Raw genomic sequence first — 16,214 nt, forward strand, 5'->3', positions numbered from 1 at the left:
TCTTCCTTGAGTATTTATTAATATAAGTATAGCAAATACTGTACCCCAACCTTCTCGCGCCCCTATACCTTATAAAGATTTATATCGTCTTTCAGATGCTTAGCAATCTCATCCAAATTATTGATAAATGCCATCAACTCTTTAATACTACCGGAAAATGTTGCTGTGGTACGGTTAATCTCGTTCATCCCTTCGACGATTTGCTCGATACCAACCGCCTCTTGGCGAATGGATGCCTCAATATGCTGACTTGAAATCGAAGCATCATTAATCATTTTACTTAGGGCCTGGATAATCTGGCCTGCTTTTTCAATGAGTTTTAAGCCTGAATCCAGCGTTTTTTCTCCTTCAAGGGTCACGGTGACTGCTTTTTCGGTAGTGCGGCGAATATCCTCAAGAATTTTTTGTACTTGCGCTGTTGACTGTTCTGATTGTTCAGCAAGATTACGGACTTCAGTTGCCACTGCAGCAAATCCTCTTCCTGCCTCTCCTGCTTTTGATGCTTCAATCGAAGCATTCAAAGCCAGCATTTTTGATTGCTGTGCTAACATATTCACTACCGAAGTAATATCTCCAATTTGTTGTGTATGATTACTTAAATCAAGAATCGTTTGCGCAATAAGCTTCATTTTTTCCTCTGAAGCCTTGATACCTACAATGCTCTGTTCTACTGATTCAGTACCTAGTCTCCCTTGTTCATACGTATTTTTAGCAACCTCTCTAAGAGCCTGCGCCTTAGCCATTGTTTGCTTCGAACTCTTATCAATTTCCTCTAAAGAGGCACTAATTTCATTAATTGCTGAGGCTTGAGAAATAATGCCTTCTGATTGTTCATTTGCTGAAGAAAAGACCATCTCTACCATACTCACAATATCATTACTAACCTTAGTAATTTTCTTAGTAATAGAAGCCAACCCATCCGTCATTAAATTTAAATCCGTACCTAAATCCTGTAAAACGTCTTGCTCATCAATTTTCAGACGCTCTCTTAAATCTCCGGCAGCAACTTTACTGCTATGCTCTCTAAATTTTCTCGACGAACTAACTAATTTTTCAAATAACTCTCGAGACTCTTCCTCTTTAATGCGAAGACTTTTTTCATTATTCCTAATGGCTTCTTGCATGACTTTAAGCGATGAAAGCAGTTTTCCTAGCTGATCTTTGGAGAGAATGTTAATTTCAATATTACGTTCTCCAGCAGCAATTTGTTCTGCTATATTAATTGCTTCCTCTACTGGACCAGATATAGCTCTTTGGGTCATATAAGGAACAATTAAAGTTAATAAAGCCGCAAAAATTAATAGCCCATAAGCAAACCGCTCTAATGCGATTAAATCAGTACTAATTAAATTTGCGCTACGCTCAACACCAGTTGCCAATATATTAAATATACCGCCTACCCTTTTTCCCTTTGCCGTAGAGTAAACCCCATCCAGAATAGAAATCATTTCTTTTATAAGAGCCTGGGTATTGGCTTTACTATTTTCTACACTGTCTTTATCGTTAACATTTCTGGGGGCATTTATTATGGTTGATTGAACGTTATAAAGAGACACATATAATTCTTGCAATCGGTCCCATTCTTTGCGTAATCGAGGGTTATCGAGAGAATGTATCGTTGTATCCCATACTTCTCTTGCACTATTAATTTCTTCCCATAGATGCTGAAAATGTTCGCGAGCTCGAATGTCTCCGGTCATTACCCATTCCTCAAGTGTATCTTGAGTTTGCAGGATTTGGCTGTCCAGAATTTGCGGTAAACTTTCCTTACCTATTTTTTGATTTAAATAAATAATGGTATGTACTTTAGGAATTAAAAAGATAATTAAAAACAATAAAGGTAAGCCCAGCGCCATAAATCCAATGAATAAGCGAGCTCGTATGCTAATTACAAACCCTCCTTTATTTGCATTCATGTACCTCTCCTATCCCGCAATACGCTTTTTTAATATATTTTAGAATAACACCAAAAGTGAGTTGATGTAATTGAGAAATATCTTACAGTAAATTGAGCTTCTGTCATCCTGACATTTTAAGTTACATATCCTATGCTCTATACACGAGGAAAGACAAAGGATGTCGTGCAGGGAGTACTATCGCTTCACGGATCGAGGCAGTTCCACAAGGATGTGGCACTTATTCCTCGTACCCTCTTAATTAAATAATGCACTGTGGTTTAATGTAGTCGCTTCACCTTCTTCTAGAGTATGCTCTCTAAAAACTCCTAAATGCCCCAAATAGTTTTGTGAACTAATTTTTTGACGGATGAACTCGTGTAAGGAACTTTGTTTTTCATACTGTTCGGTGCAAAGCTCTCTAAAATTACATTGCCCTCGTTTAATCTCAGTAATAAGTTCTGAAACGCTGTATCCCGAAAATCGCTTCGGACTTTCTACTGCACCATTTGGCGTATCACTTTTTATTTTATTGATTAACTCTCTTAATCCATCAAGAGTGACTGATTCGGCAGTTAAACCGGATGCGACATGCGGCTTAAAACCCAAATATTGGTTTCTTTGCTCATGATAAGCCATATCATGTAACTTAATAATTAAGTCACAGGTTACAAGCTCATTCATGGTTTCTAATAAATATAGAAACCCTTAGATACCCTTTTCAGGTACCCAGGCGAATCTTGCTTATCGAAAATGGACGCATCATTGTCAACCCAATACTCATAGTCAATCAATAACTTCCAATAAGTTTCATTGGGAAGCGCTGCAAATACTTCTTCAACATCTAGGCTCATAATAAGTTACAGAGATGCCCTGATTACAGAATCATCATTGTAATTATCTGGATCTTCCTCAGTGTAATGAGCTGGATCTTCCTCGGCCAGCACCTGCTTATAGCGAGCTACGGAATTAGATGCCTCTGGAGTTGTCTTTTCATCAGATGCAAGAGATGACGATTTAAACAGCGAGAGAACCCACTCTATAGGTTTCAAAAGGAAACTCAATATTCGGACTCCCCAACCAGGCTGAGCCGCTGCAAGTTCTTTTGCTGCAACCTTAGCCATATGCTCAAGGAATTTACCATCAGTAAGATGGTTCACTTGCTTATAACATAAAGCAAGTACTTGTTCTTTTTGTTCTTCATTAATACCGATTAGATGATCGTGATCAATTAACAGATAGTCGATTTGCTTTGCATAATTCTGTATATGATTGTATTGGCCCAAGCTAATTTCATGCACAATTTGCTCTTGCAAGCGGGTAATGATTTTTGCATAGGCTGCCGCATGGAATACCTCTGGATTATGTAGTTCATCGAGCATCGTTTGATCTAATCGATCTATTCCGACATACAGTACTGCTAATAAAGGATGACTAAATATTTTTCTATGTTTATCAAGCTGTGCTGAAGTTTGCTCATATCCATTTTTAATGGCTTGCTTTCTTTGCTCTTCAGTTGGAGCTGTCGTAGTCGTAGTGACATCACCGGTATTGATATAAATCATATTATCGATGTGATGAAATACTTTTTCACGATTTAATAATGCAGCAGTAGCTTTCAGCCATTGCCCACCAATAGCATAAGTAATTACCGAATCTAAAGCGTGTTTAAATGCAGACACTATTTCTGGGAGATGTCGCTCTGCTTTTTGAACCCGAGCTTCATAGGCTCCCGCGGCCTCCGCTTTAACACATAAGACCTCTTCTCGATTCAAGCCTTCAATTTCAGGCATATTATCTAAGATGCCTCCATCAGCAACAAACTCTCCCTTGGCATTTTTTCCTGGCACAAAAAGAACTGGGTGTGCTCCTGACCATTGAACGACTTGAGCAATAGATTGTTGTGGCGTAGTGCCTTCACTGTAGCGTTCTAATTCCTGTTTTGTTTGATTTGTTACAGCTACTGATAAATTTTTAATGTGATGCTTTTCTGCGTCAGGTAATAATTCACGAAGCACTCCAAGATCGCCTAAAGTGATCCGTGGATTTTCTAATTCCTCACTATTTTGGCCTATAATTTGTTGAGGCACACTAACCATAGCCACATTCATTTTTTGAATGCTCTTAACCGATTGTGCCAATTTGATCACATCATCAACATTCTTAATTTCTATACCTTGTTCAGCAAGAGCTTGCTCGTAGAGACTTATCTTACTAGACAATTGCACGTAATTTATTTCTAAGTGTGCCGGAATTGGCTTAGGCAAATCCTGCAAATGCTTTTTGATTTGCATCATGTAAATCACATCAAGGAAATTTCGGAAACTGTCTCCTTTAGCCCTAAACCCTACTCCTTGAACATCAAGAAGTTTCTTGATATCCAATTCGTTAACTAACTTGGTCATATCTTCTGGGCTCATACCCACAGCAATAAGGCTCGCGGTCATCGCTCCTGCCGAAGCACCGCTTACATGAGTTAATTGCTCAAGGTAACCACGCTCTTGCAGCGCTTTGAGCATCCCCATATACGCAATACCTTTAGCCCCCCCACCACTGCATACTAAACCTCTATGTTTTTCCGATTGGACTACATATTGGCCATTTTCATCACAAATGATTGATACTTTCTCTCGTTTAAGTTGCTTATTTTTAGACATGATGCTCACGTTCCAAGTTATTTGCTTCAATATAATCATTATACTATGGAAAACTTATCCCAGCCTTAAGTACATAATTCAACATTGACCTTAATGTAAATAAATTATACAATAAGATCCTTTTAAAACCCCAGGTCGCAAAAATGAAACATAAAACTGGTCTTTTCTTTCACAGGACTACCCCCAAAAAACGTGTATTAACCTTCGAAGAGTACATAGAAGATACATTGATAATTGCAAAAAGAAAGGTGGAAGGCGCCCTAGGGCAACGTTATACAAGTGCTCAACTTGAAATAGCTCTCGTTTGTTTTTGCGATTTTAATGCATTAAAAAATGAGATGGACGAAGATATAGAGGTAATATTTCCTCCATTAAGCATTAATTATTGCGCGGGATTTGATTGGCTTGATTTGGCCGTCTCTTATTACGATGCAGATGCCATTCAATATTTTCAACAACGTCTACAAGAGCCAGATTTTGTAAAAAATTACTTTGAATATAAACACAAAGTTCGACCTGATTGCGCCTTACAAAAGCATGAAACAGCTAATTTTGAGGCTATAGAAACGCTTGTAAACCTGAATGATATGACAGGCCCACGACTTTAGAACCTAATTTGAAGCGTTTGTGATGGAGTTATTTATCCGTCGCAAGCTTCATCGTGTTTGTGCGACAGCTGTAATAATCCCTGCTAATTGTCCTTATCAAGTGCGACATCCTGTCGCTATTCCAGCTGCGCCAAACATGATTATTATAATAAATTAGCTTAAAAGAATATTGATGAATAATACCCGTTAGGGTGTAAGAAATGTCTTAAATTGCTTACAGGTAATAGCTCATACAAACCTGTAGCCATATTAACGCAGCATAATACAACGATTTTTGCCATGACTTCCCGTATTACGACTTCGTCCAATACGGGCTACGATTTCTAGGTCGCAGAAACTAACGATTAACTAGTTCCACCCACAGTTAGAGCGTCGATTTTCAACGTAGGCTGCCCTACCCCAACAGGCACAGACTGACCATCTTTACCACAGACTCCAATTCCTCTGTCCAAGGATAAATCATTACCAATCATGCTAACTTTTTTCATTACGTCAGGACCATTACCAATTAAGGTGGCACCTTTAACCGGAGCAGTAATCTTTCCGTCTTCGATCAGGTAAGCTTCACTCGCGGAGAAAACAAATTGTCCCGAAGTAATATCAACTTGTCCCCCACCAAAGTTCACTGCATATAAGCCTCGTTTGACTGAACGAATAATTTCCTCTGGGTCATGCTGGCCAGCCAACATATAGGTATTGGTCATTCTAGGCATGGGTACATGAGCATAGGATTCACGTCGGCAATTACCTGTAGATTGCATCCCCATCAACTTGGCATTCAGTTTATCTTGCATATAATTTACTAAGACCCCATCCTCAATCAAAGTAGTGCATTGAGAAGGTGTACCTTCATCGTCCATAGTCAAAGAACCACGTCGGTCTTTTAAGGTACCATCATCAACCACTGTAACACCTGGGGCTGCAACTTGCTGTCCAATACGACCTGAAAACGCAGATAGTCCTTTGCGATTGAAATCACCTTCCAAACCATGCCCCACTGCCTCATGCAATAACACACCAGGCCAGCCTGGTCCTAAAACAACAGGCATAGTCCCTGCTGGCGCAGGCTTCGCATCAAGATTAACTAAAGCTTCACGCACCGCCTCACGTGCATAACTTAAGGCATTATCTTTTTCAGTGAAATAAGAATAAGCAACACGCCCGCCCCCGCCAGAACGCGCTGATTCACGGCGACCATTTTTATCTTCCACAATAACACTTACATTCACACTGACTAGGGGACGTACATCAGCAACCATTTTGCCATGCATGTCTGCGACCATAACCACTTCATAACAGCCACTTAATGAGGCATTAACCTGTACTACTCGCGGATCAATACTACGCGCCTCTTTATCGATCGCTTCAAGTAAAGCAATTTTCTCTTGCTTACTCATTCCTTCAATGGGATTTAAGCCATGATAACGCGATTGCGCAACCGCATTGATAGGAACTGGCTGTAAAACCTTCGCCCCAGCTAAAGCAATAGAACGGGCAGCATCGGCGGCACGCAACATAGAGGGCAAAAGAATATCATCACAATAGGCAAAGCCGGTTTTATCGCCACTTACTGCCCGGATGCCCACACCCTTATCCAAAGAAAAACTACCGCTTTTTACTACAGAATCTTCTAAATACCACGATTCGTAGCTGCAACTTTGAAAATATAAATCAGCATCATCAATATGATGACTCATCATTGACTTAAAGAGTTTTTCAATACCGCTTTCATCCAGAGAAGCTGGAGCCAGTAGAATTTCTTTTGCTGTAGTTAATGCTTCTGTCATTTAAGTACCCTTTAAATTTAATACGTGATGGTCCACGGTTGGAAAGGTTTTGCGCAAATGATGCAGACCATGCAAATCAATTTCTGCGGTGACTATTCCAACACCCTCTTCCTGCTCAGCCAATACCCTTCCCCAAGGATCAATGATCATACTGTGACCATAAGTAGAGCGCCCATTTTCATGTTGCCCTCCTTGATTGGCGGCCAATACGTAGCACAGATTTTCAATCGCTCTTGCCCGTAATAAAACTTCCCAATGAGCCTGACCCGTTATTGCTGTGAATGCTGAAGGAACAGTGAACAACTGCGCGCCCTGGATCGCTAATTCCCGATACAGTTCCGGAAAACGTAAATCATAACAAACTGTTAATCCAACCTTACCTATAGGGGTATCCACAAGGGCAAACTCATGTCCTCTTTCTATAGTGGCAGATTCTTGATAACTCTCTTGTGCGGAGACGTTTACATCAAATAAATGAATTTTATCATAACGTGTAACACAAAGTCCTTGACTATCATAGACTAAACTACTCGCGCGAACCTTAGAGCCATTCACTTTTATAGGGATTGTCCCGGCAATAACCCACAATCCAAAACGTTTTGCTAATTGGCTTATTTTCTCTTGTATTGGTCCTTGACCATAGACTTCACCAATCTGCAACTTGTCTACATCTTTATGTCCCATGAAGGCCAAGTTTTCAGGTAATAAAATTAATTCTGCTTCCTGTTCACGTGCTTGCGCCATCAAGGTTTCAGCTTGCAACAAATTCTCCATTACATTTGCTGAAGAAACCATTTGGGCCACCGCAACTCGAGCCATTATACGCCTCATTTACTGCATTAAGAGTTTTTAATCATACTATAGACTAGTATAGATCCTCAAAGAATTTGGGATTCAAAAAATTCAAATATTTCTTGACAAAATTACCTCATACTACTTGAAATATAGGAAACTTATCTCCAGATATGCTACAATAAATATAAACGTAAAGAGGAGTTCTAAACGATGAACCGAAATGATGTTACCCTGATTGGCCAACGTAGGGAATCAGCACTGTCCAGCAATAAGGTGCTACGCAATACCTACCTTTTGCTTAGTTTAACGTTCTTATTTAGTGCGTTTACTGCCTATCTGTCCATGGCAAGCGGTGCACGCCCAGTAAACATCCTGGTGATGCTCGTTGGTGTTTATGGTTTAATGTTTTTAACCCATGCCTTACAAAATAGTGTTTGGGGTCTGGTGAGTGTTTTTGCTTTTACCGGCTTCCTGGGTTACACCTTAGGCCCAATATTGAATCTTTACATGCATAATTTTAGTAATGGACCTCAGTTAATCGCTACTGCGCTCGGTGGTACAGGTATGATTTTCTTTGCGCTTTCAGGTTATGCCCTAACCACGAAAAAAGATTTCAGCTTCTTAGGCGGATTCCTTTTTGTTGGTATGATGGTGGCTTTATTAGCAATGATCGCCGGAATATTTATTCATATCCCTGCGCTGCAATTGGCTATTTCAGCTGCATTTATCCTGATTTCTTCTGGCCTTATTTTGTTACAAACAAGTGCCATAATCCATGATGGTGAAACAAACTATATCGCAGCAACTGTAGGGCTTTTTGTATCAATCTATAATTTGTTCGTGAGCCTGCTCAATATACTAAGCGCATTTTCAGGCCGCGACTAAAATCGGTCTCCTCTACTTTGTCCCGGCGCATGCCGGGATTTTTTTTTGTTAAAATCAAAGAACTTACGGAGTACCTCACAAAGCCAGCCTGTCGAGTTGCGTGTTACACAATGACATTAACTTACCTTATTGCTTACAAACTGAACTGCCCCCACCTTCGAAACAACTCATACTAAACATATAACTAACAAACCAGGCGTATACTGTCACAATAACTCCTTTTTACTTTTGAGTTTTCTATAACCTTAAGACAGGAGGTTGAGGTGCTTCTGGAATAGTAAACGATACCAAGCTCAGCAAAGTCGCTTAATTGAAACTCCAATTATTTTTTTTATCATAAATTCTTATTGACTTAATTTAAACCACAAATAATCACGTCCGTTTTGCAGCTTCAACATAGTGTTAGGCCTGCGCTCTACAGCTGCTGTATAAATCGCAGCCTATCGCGGTCGCCTCGATATCTAGCCTTCCGTGGCGATATGATGCATGGCTCCCCTCTTCACAGGAACGATAATAAAAACGGATACCTCAGGCCGACTCCCAACTACACATCATTGCAACATGCTGAGAGGAATAATCCCTTTCTATTGCATTGAGAAATCAGGAAGCTCTATTTCGTTAACATCTAATACATTTCCATCCAAATCGATGATTTCATGGTTAATGTCCACCTCTGGAATTACCGCAGCAGCAAGCATACGAATCGAACCATGAGCACGCAAATCGTTTAACTGGGCTCTAGGTGGATAGCAATGATAACTGGTATGAGCATCAATTAATTGAATTTTAATCGCATGGTCATTATGGACTACTACTAAAGTCCCACGCATATCATCAAATGTAAATTGTACAGCCATCTGTTTTAATACAGCTTTTATTTGTGATAAGCCTTGAATTAAATCCTCATTGCCCATAAGAAAATCAAGATCATTAGGATTCGGCTTAGTCGCATCCTGTAATTGTTTCGCGGCACTACCCGTCAAGATAAATTGATGCTTAGGAAATTCAGCCAATAACAATTTAAATAAATCCTCCAAAAAAGGCTGATATACGGTTGTAGGAAGATTTTCTTCAAAATCAGGCTTAACAACGGGCTCATCAATAGAAAAGCTTGCTAATACCGGGGGAAAAAAACTATTACCTTTGCTATACATCTTCTTATCTCCAGAATATTAGGGATATTTCACCCAAAGAACAGAATTATAACAAATTATAAAATAAAGGTGCATAAAACTTCTTTTAGCCCTATTTCATCCGAATTTAATCTAAAAAGTAATAAGACTGCACATTGTTTTTCCTAAAATTATCCGATACTCTAAAAGTTCATTATCTCTCAACAACAGGAGGCCTTGCACACCATGAACCATTAACTACTTAACCATGACCGAATAATTAGGAGACGTCATATGCCTAAAGTTAAAGGAAGAACTATATCGTCCAAGGAAGTGGCACACAGGGCAGCTCCATCCGTTCCCTCAAGTCCTTCTACATCAAAAAAATCAGCTAATTTACAATTTTTCTCCACCCAAGAATGCAGTGCCAAACAATTAAAAGCACAAGCCAAAAAATTATTCCATCAACGCACACGCCAAAAGTTTACTTACCAACAAAATCATACTGCCTCACTCGCCCTTCCGTTAAGCAGTGAATTATTAAATCCACACGAACAATCTAACGCCCAACTTCTTTTACTCGCTCAAAAGAATATTCTCGAACATGCGAATATGCGTGTGGATTTATTTTTTTATACGATGATTGCTTATTATCAAAAAAATCTACATCCCGTATTAGGCCATACTTATCTGCAACATGGACGTGGTCGCAGCTCAGAAACTCAGCAACTACTTAGTGAAGCGTGCCATAATAGTATTCTTCCAGCCTTAATTGATGAAACTATTTTAAGCACCGACCCACAAAATCCGAAGGCTTGTTTGCTCAGTGGCACGCATTTTATGAATAGCCTCAATTCAACTACAGAGCTTCCCCCCTTTGTGAATGATCTTGATGATGTCATCGAGCAACTCTGTAGAGAAAGAGCATTAGTCATTCTACAAGCCGTGTCGCGAGGCAGCATTAATCCCGTTGAAGGTTTAAACCTGTTTTTACAACTACTTAAGACATCCTTAGATATGATAGGCCAAAAAGCGTGTAGAGAAAAAAATCTATTTCTGAGCGAGTTGGTGGACCTTGTTGTACAAGGCTCGCTAAGCCAGCGCTTTGATGAGGAAACAGAAACCGCTAGTGATGAATACGTACAAATGGTGTTGCAATTAAGTAGCAAAGAGAAAAAAGATTGCCTCAATAGGAAACAAAAAGACAAAGTTTACACAACTAAGTTTGCACAGATACAAACTGAAATATTAAGTACCGAGGTGGAGCTGTTAATATCTAGCACCGATTGTAAGCTTTGAGGAGTTCAAACCTATTAGTGGCAGGCCAAGGGCCACTATACTTGCTCTTGAATCTTATACATATCTTTATTTAGATCCCGCGGACAAACCGCGGGACGCGTAGAAGGCCTACTTACTCGATTTTCCAATAATAAAGCCAAGTAATGCGGATATGATTGCGGTAATAATTATTCTGGCCCATTCTTTTTCATAGTCCAAACTTCTAACATTGAAAATAGCTAAAACACAAAAATAAAAAACACCTAAAACCATAATCAAAACAATAAAAAAAAGAAGGCAATCTTTTATTCGCCTAATCTTAGCATCAGTTGGATGCTCCTCATTACATGTTTTAATAATCTTTGCATTCTGATTATGGTTAAGATTTTCCTCAGAAGATAAAACTTGATTTTTTTCTTGCTCTACTTCCATAAAATACCCTCACGTTATAAAACCTTTGTAATCATAGCAAGCTAACTCCAGCGCTAGGCCCCTTCTGTGAGAGAACTGGCACGTCATTAATTATGGTAAAGTCTCGCTTCAAGCATGAGTTGGCGCATGTGTCTTACTGCTTCTTTCATTCCACAGAATAAAGCACGTGCAATAATGGCATGGCCAATGTTAAGTTCATGTAACTCTTTGATTGCGGCAATCGCTTGCACATTATGATAATTTAATCCGTGACCAGCATTAACAATTAAATTTAGGCTGGCCGCGTATTCAGCTGCACGTTTAATGCGTTCTAACTCGTGTTGCTGTTGCTCAACATGAGTTGCATCGGCATAACATCCAGTATGCAGTTCGATAACAGGAGCCCCCACATCTGCTGCAGCTTTGATTTGGTCCAGATCAGGATCAATAAACAAAGAAACTTCACTGCCCATAGCCTGCAAACGTCGCACAGCACGTTCAACTGTTTTTTGGTGCGTTAAAATATCCAATCCACCTTCAGTTGTTATTTCCTCACGTTTTTCTGGCACTAAACAGGTATGCTCTGGAGAAATCTCTTCTGCAAACTCAAGCATAGCATCGGTCACTGCTAATTCAAGATTCATGCGAGTTTGTAATACTTCTTTTATCAAACGCACATCGCGTGCTTGAATGTGGCGTAAATCTTCACGCATGTGTAAGGTAATTCCATCAGCCCCGGCCTCTTCAGCATCCATGGCAGCCTGTACAGGATCCGGATAACGGGTACCACGTGCTTGTCGTACTGTAGCGACGTGATCAATATTTACACCTAATAAAATCAACTTACTCATTTTTGCACCACACAAGGTAAAAGGAAGAGTATAATGTTCCTGCCTACCTAAACTCAAGCTGAGCTTTGCATTAACCTAGTATACTTGTTACCATGCTGTCCATTTTTCATCAAAAATGGAATAATTATGAGATTTAACAAAGCACTTTTTTTGAGCATAGTGTTCAGCTGTAATGCCTTTGCTGCAGCTCCTGTTGGACAGAAATCCCTAAAATATCCTGCAACCCAAAAAACACATACCTTAGTGCATGCACGTCTGAAATCATTACAGCACTCAAACTTGAGCAGTGCAAACGACGGCTTAGCAGCAGCAAAACAGTTGGGTATGAATAATGTCCCAGTTTTAAATCAAGGCGATACCTACTTTGACTCGGCATACGCAAGCACAGCAACAATTGATGCCTTATTAAGCCGGGGTGATTTTATAAGCCAACTTTGCCTTATCCAATTAGGCAATTATATGGATCCTTCGAATAAAGGCTTTGGTTTCACATTGCATCATTCATTAAGCCGACTTGAAAATTATGGATACATCATGAAGGTGCATCAAAAAGTTGCTGGATGCGAAGATCCTAATACCCCTTTTATAAACTATGAAAGCTACAACCGGCTTAGTCGCAATACGGTTGCGGAATCCATTATGTGGTTCCCTATCTTAAACGTGCATAAATCAGTGAGTGAACGAGTCAATACCGAAAAAACACTAATAGAGATCAAAAAGGCTATTAACCAAGAACAACGCGTTACTATGGGATTTTTAGCATTCTACAAAGATGGAAACACACTAGGAACTATGGGTTCTTACCATGAGAAGAATGATACTTGGATTCTTAATGCATCAATGAAGCGAGATCTCTATAACTTCCCTTCCTTGTACTACCACAGCGTAGTAATCACTGGATATGATAATGATGCGATTTCCGTAGATGATACGGGGGAAAAACATAAGGGGCTACTGAAATTACGCGGCTCTTGGGGTAGTAAAGCAGGAGATCAAGGCGATTTTTATATGTCTTATGACTATTTCCGTGTCCTAGTAATCGAAGCGCAACAAATTGTTCGCGCTTACTTTGATTAATCGATTCAGTAGATAAAGGAGTTACTCCATGCAGTTAAATAAAATTCTTATGTTAAGTATTGCATTATTTGGTAATGCATTTGCTACTGAAATAGAGCCTGCAGGTACTATAGATTATGCCTTAAAACCCGCCGGAAAAACTCAGTTTGCGAAACCTAAAATGCTTAAGTTAATGCAGTTTAAGGTATCCAGCAATGCCATAGAGGCAATGCAACAGAAAGTTCAAGCAACCCAAAAAAAGAGCTTTATCCCATCCATTATGCCCGAGCAAAAGCAATTAGGGATGAATGGTGTCCCAGTTCTTGATCAAGGTTATTTTGGAACGTGTGTTACCTTTGCTAATACCGCAGCAATTGACGCAATCTTAGGAAAAGGCGATTACATAAGCCAACTGTGTTTACTCCAGTTAGGAAATTATAAATATTCTTATACTGCTAGTGGTTGGGCTGGCTCGTTAAATCGCAGCATTTTAAGTAGACTTGAAGATCATGGTTTTGTCTCTAAAGAAACTCAACGTACCGTAGGCTGTGGTGATCTTAATGAATATCCGGGGAATGAAGATGCAACCCCAACCTCCGCGATTAGCTTTGATAGTTACCATAAAATCAGTGAAGGCTTACTCGATAATAAGATTTATTCCGCCCCAATTCTTGATGCTTATAAAGTAATGCTCACCAATGAGGTCGATACACAAGAGTTAATCAGTGAGATTAAACAAGCGATTAATAGAGAACAACGAGTAACCATGATTAGCTTATTACCTGCAATTGATTTAGGTATTGCAGGGGCGGTAGGCACCCATCATGAAACTAATGATACCTGGGTATTATCGACAACGATTGAGCGTGAACTCTACCAATATCCATTCATGGCTGGCCATTCAATGATCATTACCGGCTATGATGATAATGCAACTGCTGTTGATGACTTAGGTCGGGTGCATATGGGCCTATTCACCTTACGTAATTCCTGGGGAGATCAGGTTGGAGATAAAGGCGATTTTTATATGTCCTATGATTATTTTAAAGTCTTGGGCTTTGAAGCAAATCAGATCGTTTATGATGAGTTCCTTAGTGATGAAGATGATGAAGATGAGTCTGATAATGGGGAAGTAGATGATGATGAGGATGATGAAGAAGTAAAATAACTGAATAGCCCGTATTACGCTGCACTAATACGGGCTACGTTCTTAGCCTAACGGGATTAAACAAGATACAATCCCCGAGCCTTAATTTCCCTTCCCCCCAACAAATGATCAACGGCCTTACGCATAACCACTTTTGCCGAGTGTAAACATCCAGGCTCCACCAAATTATCATGTGCTAAAGCAAAGATATGACTACCAGGTATACCCCGCTCACTCAGGACAAATCCCTCTCCCGCAATAAACTGATAATGCCTATCCACACGAATAAGCTCTTCTGATCTCGCCTCATACGTTAACGAAAAGGAATAGCCGCACGACTTCAACAAAGCCCATTCAAAACGCCTCAGTAACACTTCCAGTACTAAACGCTCCTTGGCCAAAGTCAAACCATTCAAAGTAAATAAATAAGCATCAAATAATGCAGGATCTGGGGCTTGAGGTTTTAAGACATAATAGAGAATTTCATTCACATACAATGCCGAAAAAAGAGCATGGCCTTCAAGAGTTAACGATGGGGAAATACTTTCAACCGTTTTCATGTACAAACGCTCATAACGCTCATCAACGGTCAACCATAAGGGAGTAAAGGCCTGTAACAAAGCCTGTTTTTTGGGGGTGCGCCCCCCTTTGTAAAGACAATGAACCAATCCTGAGTCACGAGTAAAAAAAGTTACTCTAGCACTAGTATCTCCGGTCCATTGTTTATGTACAACCCACGCTTCGATTGTTCTAGTCATAGCCCAATTGTTTTAACATACGCTCGTCGTCAGCCCAGCCAGATTTAACCTTACACCAGCATTGTAAGAACACTTTTTTGCCCAATAGCCGTTCCATGTCAATACGTGCCTCGGTTGCCATTTCTTTTAATTTCTGGCCCCTGTCACCGATAATCATTCGTTTATGATTGTCTTTCTCAACCAAAATTAACGCATGAATGCGTACTAAATTTCCTTCATCTTTAAACGATTCAATATCTACAGTAACTGCATAAGGTAATTCTTGTCCGCAAAAACGGAAGATTTTTTCGCGTAATAATTCGGAGCAAAGAAACTTTGTGGGGCGGTCAGTCAATTGATCTTCCGGGAATAAATGGGGACCTTCTGGTAAATAAGTCTGTAACTTATCCTGCAGCTCAGTAACTTGTACTCCAGTGCGCGCCGAAATAGGAATGATCGCCGCGAAGTCATGACGCTGGCTCATTTCTTCCATCCAAGGCAACAATTGTGTTTTATCGTCAATTTTATCCACTTTATTAACGACTAAAATGCACGGTATGTTGGCTTGTTTAACTAACTTCAATACATACTCGTCTTCATCTTGCCAATGTGTACCATCAACCAAAAATGCAATCACATCAACATCACGTAACACACTAATAGCGGTTTTATTCATCAGACGGTTCATTGCTTTTTTATTTCCCTGCTGATGAATGCCTGGGGTATCAACATATACAAATTGATAATCCCCTTCCGTACGAATACCTAAAATACTGTGTCGCGTTGTCTGCGGTTTTTTGGAAGTGATACTTACTTTTTGCTCTAAAATACGATTAAGCAACGTGGATTTTCCCACGTTCGGTCTGCCAACTAAGGCGATGTAACCACAATAACTAGTCATTAAATTTATTCCTGTATACTTTTAAGACATTTTATCAGTGCCCTCAGCAAATATCCAGACATCAATTGCCTCCTACTTGCTATTTCAGCTAAAA

The 16,214-nt window shown here is 39.8% G+C and carries 15 protein-coding genes; 5 read left to right on the top strand and 10 right to left on the bottom strand.

Going from position 1 to position 16,214, the window contains the following annotated elements:
• Positions 1 to 62 precede the first annotated feature (62 nt).
• From J2N86_RS10730 to J2N86_RS10740, 3 genes are all read right to left on the bottom strand, one after another.
• The gene (locus tag J2N86_RS10730; RefSeq protein ID WP_252579449.1) at positions 63 to 1,916 is read right to left on the bottom strand and encodes a methyl-accepting chemotaxis protein; all 1,854 of its coding nucleotides are present in this window, start codon (positions 1,914 to 1,916) and stop codon (positions 63 to 65) included.
• A gap of 237 nt (positions 1,917 to 2,153) precedes the next feature.
• The gene (locus J2N86_RS10735) at positions 2,154 to 2,579 is read right to left on the bottom strand and encodes a hypothetical protein (RefSeq protein ID WP_252579450.1); all 426 of its coding nucleotides are present in this window, start codon (positions 2,577 to 2,579) and stop codon (positions 2,154 to 2,156) included.
• Positions 2,580 to 2,755: 176 nt separating this feature from the next.
• Positions 2,756 to 4,552, bottom strand: coding sequence for a patatin-like phospholipase family protein (locus J2N86_RS10740; RefSeq protein WP_289781831.1), 1,797 nt, complete (start codon positions 4,550 to 4,552; stop codon positions 2,756 to 2,758).
• Positions 4,553 to 4,695: 143 nt separating this feature from the next.
• Here J2N86_RS10740 and J2N86_RS10745 point away from each other — a divergent pair, with 143 nt between their 5' ends.
• Positions 4,696 to 5,160 carry a hypothetical protein gene (locus J2N86_RS10745; protein ID WP_252579452.1) on the top strand — a complete coding sequence of 155 codons (465 nt, stop codon included), beginning with the start codon at positions 4,696 to 4,698 and terminating at the stop codon, positions 5,158 to 5,160.
• Between the two features lie 344 nt (positions 5,161 to 5,504).
• On the opposite strand, the gene tldD is transcribed toward J2N86_RS10745, so the two are convergent.
• Both tldD and J2N86_RS10755 read right to left on the bottom strand, forming a co-directional pair.
• On the bottom strand, positions 5,505 to 6,947 hold the full coding sequence (tldD, locus tag J2N86_RS10750) for a metalloprotease TldD (RefSeq protein ID WP_252579454.1): 1,443 nt from the start codon (positions 6,945 to 6,947) through the stop codon (positions 5,505 to 5,507).
• On the bottom strand, positions 6,948 to 7,766 hold the full coding sequence (locus tag J2N86_RS10755) for a carbon-nitrogen hydrolase family protein (protein ID WP_252579455.1): 819 nt from the start codon (positions 7,764 to 7,766) through the stop codon (positions 6,948 to 6,950).
• 186 nt (positions 7,767 to 7,952) lie between these two features.
• Between J2N86_RS10755 and J2N86_RS10760 the strand changes: the two genes are divergently transcribed.
• On the top strand, positions 7,953 to 8,627 hold the full coding sequence (locus tag J2N86_RS10760) for a Bax inhibitor-1/YccA family protein (RefSeq protein WP_252579458.1): 675 nt from the start codon (positions 7,953 to 7,955) through the stop codon (positions 8,625 to 8,627).
• Positions 8,628 to 9,211: 584 nt separating this feature from the next.
• Here the strand turns inward: J2N86_RS10760 and J2N86_RS10765 are convergent.
• Positions 9,212 to 9,781 (bottom strand): hypothetical protein, encoded by a 570-nt coding sequence (locus J2N86_RS10765; RefSeq protein WP_252579460.1) that lies wholly within the window; start codon positions 9,779 to 9,781, stop codon positions 9,212 to 9,214.
• Positions 9,782 to 10,033: 252 nt separating this feature from the next.
• Here J2N86_RS10765 and J2N86_RS10770 point away from each other — a divergent pair, with 252 nt between their 5' ends.
• The gene (locus J2N86_RS10770; protein WP_252579462.1) at positions 10,034 to 11,038 is read left to right on the top strand and encodes a hypothetical protein; all 1,005 of its coding nucleotides are present in this window, start codon (positions 10,034 to 10,036) and stop codon (positions 11,036 to 11,038) included.
• Between the two features lie 108 nt (positions 11,039 to 11,146).
• Here the strand turns inward: J2N86_RS10770 and J2N86_RS10775 are convergent, their stop codons facing one another.
• Together J2N86_RS10775 and pdxJ are read right to left on the bottom strand one after the other, a co-directional pair.
• Positions 11,147 to 11,449, bottom strand: a complete 303-nt coding sequence (locus J2N86_RS10775) for a hypothetical protein (protein WP_252579464.1) — start codon at positions 11,447 to 11,449, stop codon at positions 11,147 to 11,149.
• An 86-nt stretch (positions 11,450 to 11,535) separates the two neighbouring features.
• Positions 11,536 to 12,279 carry a pyridoxine 5'-phosphate synthase gene (gene pdxJ / locus J2N86_RS10780; protein ID WP_252579465.1) on the bottom strand — a complete coding sequence of 248 codons (744 nt, stop codon included), beginning with the start codon at positions 12,277 to 12,279 and terminating at the stop codon, positions 11,536 to 11,538.
• 126 nt (positions 12,280 to 12,405) lie between these two features.
• Between pdxJ and J2N86_RS10785 the strand changes: the two genes are divergently transcribed.
• Complete coding sequence (locus J2N86_RS10785; protein ID WP_252579467.1) at positions 12,406 to 13,356, top strand: C1 family peptidase; 951 nt, start codon at positions 12,406 to 12,408, stop codon at positions 13,354 to 13,356.
• A gap of 28 nt (positions 13,357 to 13,384) precedes the next feature.
• Positions 13,385 to 14,503 (top strand): C1 family peptidase, encoded by a 1,119-nt coding sequence (locus J2N86_RS10790; RefSeq protein WP_252579468.1) that lies wholly within the window; start codon positions 13,385 to 13,387, stop codon positions 14,501 to 14,503.
• Positions 14,504 to 14,559: 56 nt separating this feature from the next.
• Here J2N86_RS10790 and recO read toward each other — a convergent pair whose 3' ends face one another.
• Both recO and era read right to left on the bottom strand, forming a co-directional pair.
• A complete protein-coding gene (gene recO, locus J2N86_RS10795) occupies positions 14,560 to 15,240 on the bottom strand; it encodes a DNA repair protein RecO (protein WP_252579470.1) in 681 nt (226 codons plus the stop codon).
• On the bottom strand, positions 15,233 to 16,120 hold the full coding sequence (era, locus tag J2N86_RS10800; RefSeq protein ID WP_252579472.1) for a GTPase Era: 888 nt from the start codon (positions 16,118 to 16,120) through the stop codon (positions 15,233 to 15,235). Before era ends, recO begins: the two co-directional genes overlap by 8 nt.
• Positions 16,121 to 16,214: the final 94 nt, after the last annotated feature.

The sequence above is a fragment of the Legionella lytica genome, assembly GCF_023921225.1.
Taxonomy (GTDB): domain Bacteria; phylum Pseudomonadota; class Gammaproteobacteria; order Legionellales; family Legionellaceae; genus Legionella; species Legionella lytica.

Bases quoted from the DNA above. Each gene is read 5' to 3' on its own strand.
- J2N86_RS10730 (WP_252579449.1), bottom strand. From the start codon at position 1,916: ATGAATGCAAATAAAGGAGGGTTTGTAATTAGCATACGAGCTCGCTTA.
- J2N86_RS10735 (WP_252579450.1), bottom strand. From the start codon at position 2,579: ATGAATGAGCTTGTAACCTGTGACTTAATTATTAAGTTACATGATATG.
- J2N86_RS10740 (WP_289781831.1), bottom strand. From the start codon at position 4,552: ATGTCTAAAAATAAGCAACTTAAACGAGAGAAAGTATCAATCATTTGT.
- J2N86_RS10745 (WP_252579452.1), top strand. From the start codon at position 4,696: ATGAAACATAAAACTGGTCTTTTCTTTCACAGGACTACCCCCAAAAAA.
- tldD (WP_252579454.1), bottom strand. From the start codon at position 6,947: ATGACAGAAGCATTAACTACAGCAAAAGAAATTCTACTGGCTCCAGCT.
- J2N86_RS10755 (WP_252579455.1), bottom strand. From the start codon at position 7,766: ATGGCTCGAGTTGCGGTGGCCCAAATGGTTTCTTCAGCAAATGTAATG.
- J2N86_RS10760 (WP_252579458.1), top strand. From the start codon at position 7,953: ATGAACCGAAATGATGTTACCCTGATTGGCCAACGTAGGGAATCAGCA.
- J2N86_RS10765 (WP_252579460.1), bottom strand. From the start codon at position 9,781: ATGTATAGCAAAGGTAATAGTTTTTTTCCCCCGGTATTAGCAAGCTTT.
- J2N86_RS10770 (WP_252579462.1), top strand. From the start codon at position 10,034: ATGCCTAAAGTTAAAGGAAGAACTATATCGTCCAAGGAAGTGGCACAC.
- J2N86_RS10775 (WP_252579464.1), bottom strand. From the start codon at position 11,449: ATGGAAGTAGAGCAAGAAAAAAATCAAGTTTTATCTTCTGAGGAAAAT.
- pdxJ (WP_252579465.1), bottom strand. From the start codon at position 12,279: ATGAGTAAGTTGATTTTATTAGGTGTAAATATTGATCACGTCGCTACA.
- J2N86_RS10785 (WP_252579467.1), top strand. From the start codon at position 12,406: ATGAGATTTAACAAAGCACTTTTTTTGAGCATAGTGTTCAGCTGTAAT.
- J2N86_RS10790 (WP_252579468.1), top strand. From the start codon at position 13,385: ATGCAGTTAAATAAAATTCTTATGTTAAGTATTGCATTATTTGGTAAT.
- recO (WP_252579470.1), bottom strand. From the start codon at position 15,240: ATGACTAGAACAATCGAAGCGTGGGTTGTACATAAACAATGGACCGGA.
- era (WP_252579472.1), bottom strand. From the start codon at position 16,120: ATGACTAGTTATTGTGGTTACATCGCCTTAGTTGGCAGACCGAACGTG.